The sequence below is a fragment of the Lacunisphaera limnophila genome (assembly GCF_001746835.1).
Classification (GTDB): Bacteria; Verrucomicrobiota; Verrucomicrobiia; order Opitutales; family Opitutaceae; genus Lacunisphaera; species Lacunisphaera limnophila.
The window spans coordinates 3,295,074-3,308,101 of record NZ_CP016094.1; the positions used below are offsets into that span (position 1 = coordinate 3,295,074).

General features: G+C 66.8%; 10 protein-coding genes. 2 read left to right on the forward strand and 8 right to left on the reverse strand.

All coding sequences use genetic code 11. The features are described from left to right. Positions 1-827 precede the first annotated feature (827 nt). The 6 genes from Verru16B_RS13760 to Verru16B_RS13785 form a co-directional block, all read right to left on the reverse strand. Positions 828-2,192: an MFS transporter gene (locus Verru16B_RS13760; RefSeq protein ID WP_069962818.1), complete on the reverse strand. Its 1,365-nt coding sequence runs from the start codon at positions 2,190-2,192 to the stop codon at positions 828-830. Positions 2,193-2,346: 154 nt separating this feature from the next. Continuing rightward, positions 2,347-3,168 carry an MBL fold metallo-hydrolase gene (locus Verru16B_RS13765; RefSeq protein ID WP_069962819.1) on the reverse strand — a complete coding sequence of 274 codons (822 nt, stop codon included), beginning with the start codon at positions 3,166-3,168 and terminating at the stop codon, positions 2,347-2,349. A gap of 121 nt (positions 3,169-3,289) precedes the next feature. Beyond that, on the reverse strand, positions 3,290-3,817 hold the full coding sequence (locus Verru16B_RS13770; RefSeq protein WP_069962820.1) for an SLOG cluster 4 domain-containing protein: 528 nt from the start codon (positions 3,815-3,817) through the stop codon (positions 3,290-3,292). Next, entirely contained in the window at positions 3,814-4,110 is a 297-nt protein-coding gene (locus Verru16B_RS13775) for a hypothetical protein (protein WP_069962821.1), read from the reverse strand. Before Verru16B_RS13775 ends, Verru16B_RS13770 begins: the two co-directional genes overlap by 4 nt. Before the next feature lie 10 nt (positions 4,111-4,120). Beyond that, positions 4,121-5,350, reverse strand: a complete 1,230-nt coding sequence (locus Verru16B_RS13780) for an RsmB/NOP family class I SAM-dependent RNA methyltransferase (RefSeq protein WP_069962822.1) — start codon at positions 5,348-5,350, stop codon at positions 4,121-4,123. A 111-nt stretch (positions 5,351-5,461) separates the two neighbouring features. After that, entirely contained in the window at positions 5,462-7,555 is a 2,094-nt protein-coding gene (locus tag Verru16B_RS13785) for an LPS-assembly protein LptD (protein WP_069962823.1), read from the reverse strand. Between the two features lie 247 nt (positions 7,556-7,802). On the opposite strand from Verru16B_RS13785, the gene glgB reads away from it, so the two are divergent. Both glgB and Verru16B_RS13795 read left to right on the forward strand, forming a co-directional pair. Then, entirely contained in the window at positions 7,803-10,037 is a 2,235-nt protein-coding gene (gene glgB, locus Verru16B_RS13790) for a 1,4-alpha-glucan branching protein GlgB (protein WP_069962824.1), read from the forward strand. A gap of 134 nt (positions 10,038-10,171) precedes the next feature. Next, entirely contained in the window at positions 10,172-10,822 is a 651-nt protein-coding gene (locus Verru16B_RS13795) for a 3-keto-disaccharide hydrolase (protein WP_069962825.1), read from the forward strand. Positions 10,823-10,915: 93 nt separating this feature from the next. Here the strand turns inward: Verru16B_RS13795 and Verru16B_RS13800 are convergent, their stop codons facing one another. Continuing rightward, positions 10,916-12,346 (reverse strand): TolC family protein, encoded by a 1,431-nt coding sequence (locus tag Verru16B_RS13800; RefSeq protein WP_069962826.1) that lies wholly within the window; start codon positions 12,344-12,346, stop codon positions 10,916-10,918. A gap of 239 nt (positions 12,347-12,585) precedes the next feature. Continuing rightward, complete coding sequence (locus tag Verru16B_RS13805) at positions 12,586-12,990, reverse strand: YciI family protein (protein WP_083270352.1); 405 nt, start codon at positions 12,988-12,990, stop codon at positions 12,586-12,588. Positions 12,991-13,028: the final 38 nt, after the last annotated feature.

Below are 13,028 nucleotides of genomic sequence, written 5' to 3' on the forward strand. Positions count from 1 at the left end.
ACCTGCCTCTTAGGAGTGGTATGGTAGCTTAGTCGTGACCCCAATTACAGCTTATGGCGCCAGGATAGACGCTATGGCGGAGGGCCGGTGGATCAGAACCTACGGTCTGGAAGAAGTCGTGTTGTAGGCGCAGACGGCGACACCGTCGTCTTCGGCGGGCTTAGATTCCACCTGCATGGTTGGCTTAGCAGCCTCGACCTCAATCAGCGGGTCGATGTGCTGGTGACGCACGCTCCGCCTGCGGGCTCGGCCACGGCGGTGGCCAAGAGGGGTCAGGATTTCGGGGATCCAGCGGTCCTCGACATGTTGCACATGCCGCGGCTCGTTCTATCGGGCCACGTGCATTCTCCGTTGGTCTATTGGCACAAATGGCCCGCTATGGAAACGCTGGTCCTGAATACCGGGCATGATGAAAACTCAAGCGAGCCGCTCCATTGGACCATCGGCACAGACCGTGGCATTGCCGTCCACAGCCTCGGAGAGGCTGTCCGGTTTGCTCCGTGGCCGTAGATAAAACGTGGCTAAAACCCCCTCTTTTTTCACTTTCGCCAACCATGGCTTCCCTCTGAGAGACCTACTTTATGGACGCGAAATCGACTTTCGATTCCGCCCCGCACCTCCAGCCTTCGCCGAGCAGATCGAGAACGAAGGGGCCTTTCACAGGTTTGGCAAAAGGAGCAAATTTTTCCGGCGAAATGGCCTGAGTGGCTTCGGCTGGCAGGCCAGCCCGGATGCGGAAGCCGGTAAGGGCCGCGCCGAAGTGCCGCGAACACGGGACGAAGGCGGGCAATCAGGGGCGATCACGAGGCCAACGCCTGCATGCCTGTTTATAGTGGCCGCTCATCCTCGTCCGGGATCGTTTGGATCTGGTGGAGGGGCGGGACGTTTTTCAGGGTCGGGGCGAGCCAGGCGATGAGGGCGGTCACGGCGATCGTGCCGAGGCCGCCGATGCCGGCGGCGACGACCGGGCCGAAGAGCGCGGCGGTCAGGCCGGCGCGGAGGGCGGAGATCTCGTTGGAGGAGCCGACGAACAGCTGGTTCACCGCCGTGACGCGGCCGCGGAGGGCGTCGGGGGTCATCAGCTGCACGAGGGAGTGCCGCACGACCACGCTGTAGTTGTCGAAGCAGCCGCTGAAGAACAGGGCGACGAGCGAGAGCCAGAACACGGTGGAGAGGCTGAAGAGGCTGAGTGAGGCGCCGAAGCCCGCCACGGACCAGAGCATGAGGAGACCGGGCCGACGCGCCGAGGGCCGGTGGGCGGTGAACATGGCCATGGCGATGGCCCCGGCGGCGGGGGCGGCGCGCAGCCAGCCGAGCCCGGCGGGGCCGACGTGCAGGATTTTGTCGGCGTAGATCGGGAGGAGCGCGGTGACGCCGCCGAGGATCACGGCGAAGAGATCGAGCGACATGGCCGCGAGGATGTTCGGGTTGCGCCACATGAAGCCGACGCCGGCGAGGGCGCCCTGCGCGGCGGCGGCGGTGCTGCGGGGCTGGACGGCCGGGCGCACGCCGATGAGCAGGACCACGAGGGAGAAGGAGGCCAGCACGTCGAACAGGTAGACCACGGAGTAGCCCCAGAGCGCGACGACAAGGCCGCCGAGCGCCGGACCGATCACGGTGGAAAGCTCGAAGGCGCTGGCGTTCCAGTTGATGGCGTTGCTGAGGGCCTTGGTGGGGATGAGCAGCGGCACCAGCGAGGCCCGTGAAGGGCCGGCGAGCACGCGGACCACGGCTTGCATCAAAATAATGAGATAGAGCAGCGGCAGCGCCGGGTCGTCGAAGCGCAGGCTGGCCGGGTCGACGTGGCGTTCGAAGACGAGCGCGATCTGGCGCAGGAGGCCGTTGGCCGTTTCCAAGACCGGGAGGGCGGGGATCTGGTCGTGCCAGATCGAGACGGCGGCGAGGGCGAGCGAGAGCAGGGCGGAGGCGGCCGCGCCCCGGGTGAGGATCAGGCGCCGGTCATACCGGTCGGCCAGCGCGCCGGCGGGGAGCACGAAGGCGATGAGCGGGACGACGTTCATTAGGCCGACGAGCCCGAGGGCCGTGGCGGAGTTCGTCCACTGGTAGATCTGCCAGGCCGCGGCAACGCCAAGCGCCTGGCGGCCGAGGTTGGCCAAGAAATTGCCGGTCAGGAATCGGCGGTAGCCGGCGTGGCGCAGCGCGGCATAGGGATCGTGGGCAGGCTCAGTCATGCCGCCCAAGCCTCCGGAATTTTAGCCCCGAAAAGTCGCAAAAAGGTCTGTTGTCGCAGCGAGGTGTCGTCCGTGCGCCCATAGGCGCCTCGAGGCATTGATTCCCGCCGGAACTTTTTGTGACTTCTTGTGGCCACAACCTCTGCCTGGATTTTCATCCCGCGAAGAAGGGGTTGTGCTTCTTCTCCTGCTTGATCGTGGTGAGCGGGCCGTGGCCGCAGGCGAAGACGGTGTCGAGCGGGAGCTTGAAGAGCTTCTGCTTGTTGTTGCGGAGCTGCGCCTCGTACGAGACCTGTCCGCCGCCCATCGAGCTGGCAAAGAGCGAGTCGCCGACGATGGCGAGCGGCCAGGCGAGGCCGGTCACGTAGTAGCTGGTCTGGCCCGGCGAATGGCCCCAGGTGAGCAGGGTCTTGATGGAGATTTCGCCGAGGTGGAAATGGGCGTTTTCCTGGAAAGTTTTCGCGCCGGGATGGGGGGCGGGCTCGAGTTCGCTGGCCCAGACCTCGGCACCGGTCGCGGCGAGGCGGGGGAGGTCGGCCACGTGGTCCTCGTGGGTATGGGTGAGGAAGATGTAGCGGAGTTTCAGGTTCTCGGCGGCGATCGTGTCGAGCATCGACACGGCGCTGGCCCCGGTGTCGAAGGCGGCGGCGTGGCGGGTTTTGACGTCCCAGACGAGATAGGAGTTCACGGTCATGTCCTCGTGCGGGGTGTTGAACATGACGAATCCGCGCGGGAAGATGGGCTGCTCGGGATACCACTCGCGCCGGGCGTGGGCGAGGAGGCTGTCGCGTCCGAGATTCAGGGCCTTGGCAATGGCGCGGAGGGCTGGTTCGCGGATCTCGCCGCCCTTGACGGCCTGCACATCGGCCAGGGGGATGCCGGCCTTCTGGGCGAGGGCGTCGTCGGTGAGTTGGTGGCCGCGTTGGGCCTTGCCGATGACGTCGGTGAAATTGTCCTCCAGGGGGATGCGGGGCATCCGGTCAGCCAATCGGCCCGGCGCGGGTTCGCAAGCGCGGGGTTCGGGAGGGGTGAATCAGTCCGCGACGCGCTGGCCGATGGGGCGGGGTCGCCCACGCTCCAGAAGGAGATGAAATTTTCTACTGCGTCACCAAGCCGAGCGCCCGGAGCTGGCTTTCGAGGGTGGCGACAGAATTCCAGGGCAGGATGGGGGAGTTGCCGCGCTCGTCGGGCGGGTCCTGATCGAGGCGGTCCGACCAGCCGCCGCAGCCGGTGAGAGGGAGGAGCGGGCGACGGTGGAGCCAGGCGAGGCAGACCTCGGATTTCGTGCCGGCGCGGCCGCCGATCACGAGACAGGCGTCGCCGGCCAGGGCCATCAGCAGGTTGCGGGCGTCGCCCATGCCGCAAGGGATCAACACGGTGCAGGGCCAGTCCTTGAGGCCGATGTCGTCGGAGGGCACGATGCTGACCACCGTGCCGCCGGCCGCGAGGGCGCGCTCGGCGGCCACGCGAGTAGCCGGGCTGCCGCAGCCGCTGACGAGCGTGAGGCCGAGTCGTGCGATGAGCTCGCCGGCGGAAGCGGCCAAGTCATACGCCGGGGAACCGGGTTCGGCGCTGCCGAGGACGCAGACCTGGCGGGGGCGAGCGGAAGCGGGAGGGGTGGTCATTTCTTGAAGTAGTAGGTGAGCCCCGCGACGACCGCCATGAAAAGCACCGTCCAAAAAGCGGGGTGCTTCAGGGGCCAGGTCAGGGCAACGATCTTCACGCAGCGGTCACACCACGCGCCGGTGTAGGGCAGCGGACCGGGGAAGTGTTGGGTGTGGCCCGGCTGGCCGCAGCGCTCGCAGATGCCGCAATAGCCGACGGGGATGTGTTGCTTCTGTCGGAAATCGGCGTCGAGCGAGGCGCAGTAGCACTGACGTGGGGGCTTGGCGGGCTCGCTGGCGGGCTTTGCGTCCATATCGGAGGGGTTACGTTGAGCGCCGGAGCGTGGCGGCGTAGAAGCCGTCGGTGTTGCGGGTGCCGGGGAGCAGGGTGGTGCCGAGGCCGTCGAAGGTACCGCCGTGGGTGTCGGCCGCGGGCTCGGGCTTGAAATCCGGTTGGGCCTGGAGGAACGCGGCGACCACGTCGTGGTTCTCGTGGCGGCTCATCGAGCAGGTGGCGTAGATCAGGAGTCCGCCGGGCTTCACGCGCGGGGCCTGGGTGGTGAGGATCTCGAGCTGGGTCCGGGTGAACGAGGCGATGGTCTCGGGCTTCACGTACCACTTGAGGTGCGGCTGGCGGCGCCAGGTGCCGGAGCCGGAGCAGGGGGCGTCGACCAGAACGCCATCGTAGGCAGCATCGGGGCTGTTCGTAATCCGGACATTCGTCAGGCGGGCACGCTGGGCGCGGTCGCGGAGTTCCTCGAGGATTTCCAGGCGGATGTCGGTGGCGTCGACATGGCCGTGGTCGCCGAGCAGGCGGGCGAGTTGCAGGCTCTTGCCGCCGGCGCCGGCGCAGGCATCGAGCCAGCGGCCGCCGGGCGGGATGGGCGCGGTGGCGAGCACGAGTTGCGAGCCGAGGTCCTGGATCTCGATGAAACCGCGGCGGTAGGCATCGGTGTTGGCGACCTCGGCGTTGGGCGGCAGGCAGAGGGCGTCAGGGAAATCAGGGGCGGTTTCCCAAGTCCACTGCTTGCCGCGGAACTCGTCGAACACGAGGTTGCGGTCGATGCACTGGAGGCGCACCCAGACATTGGCGCGGGCGTTGAGGGCGTCGAGGTGGGGCGACGTGAAGGCGGCGGGGCAGTGGTCAGCGAACCAGGAAGGAAGCAACTCAGAGACCTGAAACTTCAGACCTGAAACCTGAGAGGTTAAGAATTCGGCTTTCTCGGCGAGCGTGGCCGGGACGGCGGGCCAGTCGGCGCAGAAGGCGGCGCGGTAGGGCGACGTGGGTTTCAGCTCGGGCGCGAGCCAGGCGATGACCTTGGCCGCCGTGACCGGATCGGAATCGAGGAGCGGATCAGTCCACGGCAGGAAGCGGAGCCAGGTGTAGATGAGCTCGCGGTAGAGCTTGCGGTCGCGGGAGCCGATGGCGCGCTGGCGGGCGAGGAGTTCCTTGATCCGCCGGGGCAGGGCGCTGTCGCGGCGAACATGGGGACGCAGCTCGGCGACGAAGGCGAGGAACAGGCGCTGCTGGTTGGCCGCGATACCGGGATGCATGGGATTAATTGAACCACAGAGACACGGAGGACACAGAGCAAGGCCGGGAAATGGTCGCGGAGCTCACGTAGCCCGCCGTGTCCTCTGTGTCTCTGTGGTTCAAAACGGATCTCAGAATTTCAGCAGCTCGACCTCGACGCTGAGGGAGAAGGAGCTTTCCCGGCGGGGGCCGTCGTAGAAGGAGACCTCGTATTTCGCCGCCCAGGTCTGGCCGATGCGGTGCCACACGCCGTAGCTTTGCTCGTTCAGGCGGCTGTTGCGGGCATCGTAGCGCCAGAGAGCCTCCACGTCGAAGGTTTCGTTGAGGCGACGGCGGTAGGTGACCAGGTATTCCTCGTAGTTGGATTTCAGGAAATGCGTGCTGAGGCGCAGTGACCACCACTCCTGGTCCATCAGCACAATGCCCGTGTTCAATTCCTGGGTGCTCGGCTGGTGGGGATTGAGCCGGTGGTAGGCCTCGAAGCGCAGCCACGGGGCCGGCGTGAGCGCGAGTTCGGTGTGCACGTCGGACAAGCTCCGGACCCCCGGCGCCGGGTCGAGGGCGTAGTCGGCGGCAAAGGTCAGGGCCGCGAGGTTGCGCGAGCCGTACGCGGCGTCGCGGGTCTGCAGCACGTTGCCGAGGGAGAGACGGGCGGTGTTCAGCGCGGACAGATCGTCGATGAACCGGGAGTCGGCGATCGAGAGCGGCTGCAGGTAGGTGGAGAAGGCGCGGCGGTCGATGGGCGGGATGTAGGCCCGGCCGCGGGCGGCCTCGGGGGCGTAGCGGTAGGAGAGGCGGGGCTCAACGAGGTGGCGCAGGCCGTTGATTTCCCAGATCGCGTTGTCGTAGTCGAAGGTGCGGCTGGCGAGCAGGCGGGAGTCGAAGCCGACCTCGCCCAGGGAGCGGGTGTAGTCGCGGCGGGCGCCTAGGGCGTCGGTGTAGTGGGTCACGCGGGCACCGGCGACCGGAGTGAAGGTGAACCAGGGCGTCGGGGCGATGGGCCGGGCCAGGCCGTAATACGCGTCCAAACGCGACGTGCGCAGCGCCGGGTCGGTGCCGAAGGCGTCGGATTCGAGCACCGCCGCACTGGCGTTCAGGCGCTGGATCACGCCGAGGGCGGCGGGCGAGGGCAGGAGGTCGAAACGAAACTCGGGCAGGCGTTCCTGGACGCGGTGGTAGCGGTTGGGGTGGAAGCGACCGAAAAGGCTGAGGGAAGTGTTGTCCGTGGTGTAGGCGGCCTCGAGGAAGGAGTCGGGCTCCTGGATGCGGCGGAATTCCTTGCCGCGGAAATCGCGCAGCACCTCGGAGTCGCTCCAGTAATTGAAGGTGCCGTCGAGGGTGAAGTGTTCCCCGACGGTCTGGCGGTGTTCCCAGGTGAGGAACTCGCGGTCGCGGGGCACGGGCCGGCCGAGTACGTCGGTGCGGCGGGCGCCGCTGTCGTTGATGTAACCGGAGCGAAAGAAGCCGCGGAGCGTGCCGTCCGCGTCGTTGTGCCGGTAGCTGCCGGCCGGCCCGATCATGACCCCGCGGGCGGAATAGAGGCCGACATCGGCGCCGAGTTTCACGCCCTCGGCCACGGGCAGGTCGAAGCCCAATTCGGCGAAGACCCCGAGGCGTCCGCGGTAGCCGACCTGGGCGGTGACGTAGGAAAGGAAGTCGGTGTCGAGCGAGTGCTCAAAGCGGGGCAGGCTGAAGATCTGGCGGCCGCGCAGGCCGACGCCGAGACCGTCGGCGCTGACGATGCGGTCCTTGGTGTAGGTCAGGCGCGAGGCGGTGATGGCCGGGGTGTAGGCGGCGTCCTCGCGGAAGAATACGGTGGCGTTGGTGAAGACGAGGGCGTCGAACGTTCCCTCGACCGTCTCGCCCGTCACATAGACCGGGAACTGGCCGACGCGGAGGTTGCGCGCGGAGATCTGGCCGGTGGTGGTGTTGTAGGTGCCCTCATCGGCCACGAGCCGCCGGGAGTTGGCGGTGAGGACGAGATGGCCGCGGGCGGTCGCGGTGCGGGTGCCGGTGTTGAAACGAATCTCGTCGGCGGTGAGCACGACCCCGGGGTAGGTGAGCCGGGCGTCACCGGTGAACACGGCTTCCTGGGTCGTTGCGTCGAAGGTGAAATCCCGGCCGGTCAGGTCGGGTTGCGCGGCCTGCCCGAACGCGGCGGCCGCACCTAGGAACAGGGTGGTCCCGAGGAGGAGCAGGCGGTGGACGGCGCGGACGGATGGCATGGAATGGAAGTGGCGGCGGGGGCGGGCTGGTGCAATGAGATTTCCGGGAGCGAAGGCAGGACAATTTTCCGGTCGCGCGGCCCCACAAAGACACAGAAAAAGGGAAAGTGTTCGCCGCCGGGCAGTCCCCGGGAAGCCGTGCTCGAAAGTGTCGCCGAGCCGGGTGTCGGGACTGGTGGACTGAAGCTCCGCAGATTTTGTCCTGCGCTCCTTTCGGCTAGACGCGGGGGGGGATCGGGTCAGTGTAATGTCCTACCCCGTGATCATTCCGGAAACAGAACTCAAAGCGTTCCTCCACAATCATCAGGCCAACCCCCACGGGTGGCTGGGGATGCACCCGGCGAAGGTCAAACGGAAGGCCGGCGTGATCGTGCGCGCCTTCCGGCGCGACGTCGCGCGTTGCTCCGTGATCGAGCTGGATGCCCCCGGGCAGCCGGCCTGGCCGATGGAGCGACTGGCGGACGAGGGCTTCTTCGAGGTGTTTATCCCGGGGAAGAAGATTTTCCGTCACCAACTGCGCTACGAGACAACCTGGGGTGACATCCACCAGATCTACAACGCCTATTCTTTCCTGCCGACGCTGTCGGAGCAGGACCTGTATCTCTTCAACGAAGGCAACGAGCACCGCATCTACGAGAAGCTGGGCGCGCATCCCCGGAAGCTGGGCGATGTGCCGGGCACAGCTTTCGCGGTCTGGGCGCCGGCAGCGTCGCGGGTGTCCCTGGTGGGCAATTTCAACGGCTGGGATGCGCGTTATCACCCGATGCGCCCGCTGGGCGGCTCGGGCGTGTGGGAGCTCTTCGCCCCCGACGTCGGCGAGGGCGAACTCTACAAGTTCGCGATCTGGGACCAGCAGGGCAACATGCGGCTCAAGACCGACCCGTATGGCACGCGCTTTGAGGGCCCGCCGAACAACGCCGCGATCGTGCACGCCACCAACCGCCACCAGTGGGGTGACGGGGACTGGATCGCCCGCCGCGCCGCCCTGGCCGGGCAGGCCGACCGGCCGATGTCGATCTACGAGATCCATGTCGGCTCGTGGAAGCGCAACCTCGACGAAGCGGGCCGCGCCTACAATTACCGCGAACTCGCGCCGTTATTGGCGGACTACGCGGTGGAGATGGGCTTCACGCACATCGAGGTCATGCCGGTGGCGGAGTTTCCGTTCCCCGGCTCATGGGGTTACCAGGTCACCGGTTACTTCGCGCCCACGCACCGCTGGGGCACGCCGGAGGATTTCCAGTTTTTCGTCGACCACCTGCACCAGCGGGGCCTCGGCGTGATCGTGGACTGGGTGCCGGCGCATTTCCCGCGCGACGCCTTCGCCCTGGCGGAGTTTGACGGCACGCACCTCTACGAGCACGCGGATCCGCGGCTGGGGGCGCACCAGGACTGGGGCACGCTCATCTTCAACTACGGCCGGCACGAGGTACGCTGTTTCCTGATCGCGAGCGCGCTCTCGTGGCTCGACCGCTACCACATCGACGGCCTGCGCGTCGACGCCGTCGCCTCGATGCTGTACCTCGACTACTCCCGCAAGGAGGGCGAGTGGATCCCGAACCGCTACGGCGGCCGCGAGAACATCGAGGCCATCAGCTTCCTGCGCCAGGTGAACGACCTCGTGCACCATTATTATCCGGGCGCGCTGACGATCGCCGAGGAGTCCACCGCGTTCGCCAAGGTCAGCCATCCCACGGCCGAGGGCGGCCTGGGCTTCGACTACAAGTGGAACATGGGGCTGATGCACGACACGCTGCTCTATTTCCAGAAGGACCCGATCCACCGGAAGTGGTCGCACGACAAGCTGACCTTCGGGATGATCTACCAGTATTCGGAGAAGTTCATCACGGTGTATTCCCACGACGAGGTCGTGCACCTGAAGGCCTCGATGCTGGGCAAGATGGGCGCCGGCACGCTGGCGGACAAGGCCGCGACGCTGCGCGCCCTGTACGGCTACGTCTGGATGTACCCGGGCAAGAAGCTCCTCTTCATGGGCAGCGAGTTCGGCCAGCGCTCCGAGTGGAACTACGACACCGGCCTGGAGTGGCAGTTGTTGCAGCACCCCGAGCACGAGGGCCTGCGGGTGCTGGTGCGCGACCTCAACCGGCTCTACACCAGCGAACCCGTGCTGAGCACGACGGATTACCGGCCGGAAAGCTTCCGCTGGGTGAACGCCAGCGACGGCGACCACAGCACGATCAGCTTCCTGCGCACGGATCCCTCCGGCCGCACGGCTTGGCTCGTGGTCTGCAATTTCACGCCGCTCACCCGGACGCGGCATCACGTCGGCGTGCCGCACCGCGGCTACTGGCGCGAGGTGCTCAACACCAATTCCGCCTACTACGGCGGCGCGGGCTTCGGCAACCATGGCGGCCGCACGGCGTCGACGATCCCGGCGGATGGCTTCGAGCAATCGCTCAGCCTGACGCTGCCGGGCCTGTCAGTGCTGGTGTTCAAGTGGGCGGCCGAGCTGCCGGGCTGAGGGTGGGGGTTGTAGGGCGGGATCGCCGAATCCCGCCTCGCCTGTGGCATTGTGATCGAACCTAGGCGGGATTCGGCGATCCCGCCCTACAGCCAGGCATTGACCGGGCAGGATAGGGCGAACATATTCCTCGCATGAACTACCCCCGGCTGTTGCTCGCGGCCTGCGCCCTACTGGGCGCGACAGCGGTCGCGCAGGAAAAACCGAAGATCACGGCGGTCGAGCGGTCCCAGGGCTGGCGTTTTCTCTTTGATGGCGGCTCGCTCGCCGACTGGCGCGGCTACGGGCAGAACCGGGTGCCGAAAAACTGGACGGTGCTTGACGGCTGGCTGACCTCGACTGGCGGACCGGCGCTGGTGTCGGAGGAGGAATTCAAGGATTTCGAACTGCTCTTTGATTGGAAGGCCGACGAGGGCGGCGTGTGCGAGGTCTACCTGCGGGCCGACGAGGATCGCGCGATGCCCGAGGAATCGGGCCTGCTCGTAGAGCTGGCCGGCGGGACCGGCATGGGCGGCAACGGCGGGCTCACCGAACTTTGGCGCACGATCACCCCGCAGCCCGGACTCTGGCATCGCAGCAAGGTGACCGTCTACGGCAACCAGGTGGAGCACTGGGTGGATGGGGAGCGGGTGCTGACCTACATGGTCGACACGGCTGCCTGGCGCGCTGCGGTGGCCGCGAGCCGGTTCAAGGATGTCCGGGCCTATGGCATGCACCGCGAGGGTCGCATCGTGTTGTCGGGCAAGAACGCGTCGTTTCGGAATATCAAGATCCGGCCATTGTGAGTTGTAGGGCGGGATCGCCGAATCCCGCCTCGGCTGTGATGGAGTTGTCGGGCAAGGGGGATTTGAAAATCCCGCCCTACACGCCTAGCCCCGTTACTTTGGCGTATCCAGCGTGACGTTGAGCTTCTCGAGGGTGAGGCCGAGCTGGCGGTCGTATTCGGCGAGGGCTTTGTGGTAGTCGGACATCGCGGCGGCCTCGCGGACCTCGGCGATGGAAAGGAGCTCCTGTTGCTGGGCGACGAAGAAGGTGCTGCTCTGGCCGACGCGCAGGCGCTTCACCTCGGCGTCGAGGGTGGCTTGGGCGAGTTCACGCGCTTCGCGGTTGGCCGAGATGCGTTTCTGGGCGGTCTCGATCTGGCCGGCGGCGTTGCCGACGGAGACGACGATGGCCTGCTCCACCTGCTCAAGCGAGGTCGCGGCCTGGCGCTGCTGGAGTTTGGCGGCGCGGTAGCGGCCGCGTTCGGTCGTGAAGGTGAGCGGGACGGAAACGACCACGCCCCAGCTGTAACTGCGGTAGTCCTTGTCCTCGACCTGCCGGCGGCTGGCGGAACGGTCGGCGTCGAGGCCGTTGTACCCGTAGCTGCCGACGAGGTCCACGCGGGGGAGGAGCTGATTGCGCTGGAGGCGGGAGTTGAGGTCGCTGCGCCTGAGCGAGAGCTTCGCCTGCTGGTAGTCGGGGCGCTTTTCCAGCGCGACGCGGAAGTCGGCGGCGGCGTCCACCACGACGATCGGCGCCGGGGCGGGCGGCTCCAGGGCGAGGCGGCGGCCCAGCAGGGCGGGGGTGCGGTCGTCCGAGATGAGCTGTTTCAGGAAGTTCTCGGCGTTGCGCACCTGGCGCTCGGCGGAGAGGAGATCCTCCTCGCGGCCGGCCACGCGGGAGCGGGCGGCGGTGACGTCGTACTCGGACATGGAGCCGACCTTGAAGCGCTTCTCGTTCTCGTCGAGCAGGCCGGCGGCGAGATCGCGGGAGCGGGTGGCGGTGCGCAGGGCGGCGTAGGCGAAGTTGAGGTCGTGGTAGGCGTAGGTGACGCCGGTGATGACATCGATGACGGTCTGGCGGTATTGCCATTCGCTGATGGCGCGGTTGGTGCGTGCGATGCGGATCGAGGCGAGGGTCGGGCCGAAACCAAAGTCGCGCAGCAGCGGTTGGGTACCGGAGAAGCCGGCGAAGGAGTCGTAGTTGTCGGCGTAACCGTTGAAGGTCCCGCGGGCGTTGGTGGTGCTGGCGCCGAGCCGGTAGGTCAGGCCCCAGGGAAGGAGTCCGCTGACGCCGACGTCGTACGAATCGGCGGTGTCGTAGGTCGTGTTGCGATCACCGGAGGTGGGATCGAAGGTGAGCAACGGGTTCCGATTGCCGCTGGTGGTATAGGCCCCGCTGAGGACCGGGTCGAATTTGCCGAGCGACTCGGTCACGCGCGCGGAGGCGATGGCGGCATCGTAGCCCTCGACCTGGATGGAAAAGTTCTTGGCGAGGGCCAGTTCGATCGCGCGGGCCAGGGAGAGGGGCTCCGCGTTGGCCGGCATATCATCGGCCGCAGCCAGGGACAGACAGGTTCCAATCGAGAGGCAAAGGGCGAAAATTAAACTCCGGAGGTTCGACATCGAGAATAGGGATGCCGCCTCTTTGCAACCCTTGTGCCAGCCATCCGAATAAATGCAGCTAGCTATCTATCAGTGAGTAACGATAAATCAAAGCCGGCGCGCAGGGGGTGGTTTGGTCGGGGTCGGGATTTCGCCATCCCGAAAATGGGAACGCCGGGTGGCTACATTTTCCGCATCAGGACCAAGGCGAAGGGGCGCACTTCGACGGTCATGATGCCGCCGGTGACGGCCGGGTCGCTCTCGGCGAAGGTTTGGGCGGCCTCGGGGCTGTCGGCCTCGAAGATCACGAGGCCGAAAGTCTTGTCGCCCGCCTCGAGGGTGCGGCCGACGACGATGGCCTGGCCTTGTTCGGTGGCGGCCTTCAGGTGGCGGAAGTGGCGGCTGATGATCTCCTCATCGGCCTTGGTCCAGCCGGCGTCCGTGTGCAGGCGCTCGACGAGGCTCAGCAGGTAGATGAAGCGGGGGCGCTGGGTTTGGGCGGCTTCCTGGGCCGGGAGGGCCGGCAGGGTGACCGAGGCGAGCAGCAGGGAGAGAACCAGGGCCAGGCGGGGTAAGGGCGGGGTCATGCCGCACCAGCCAAGCCGGCGGCCGGACGCAGCACAAT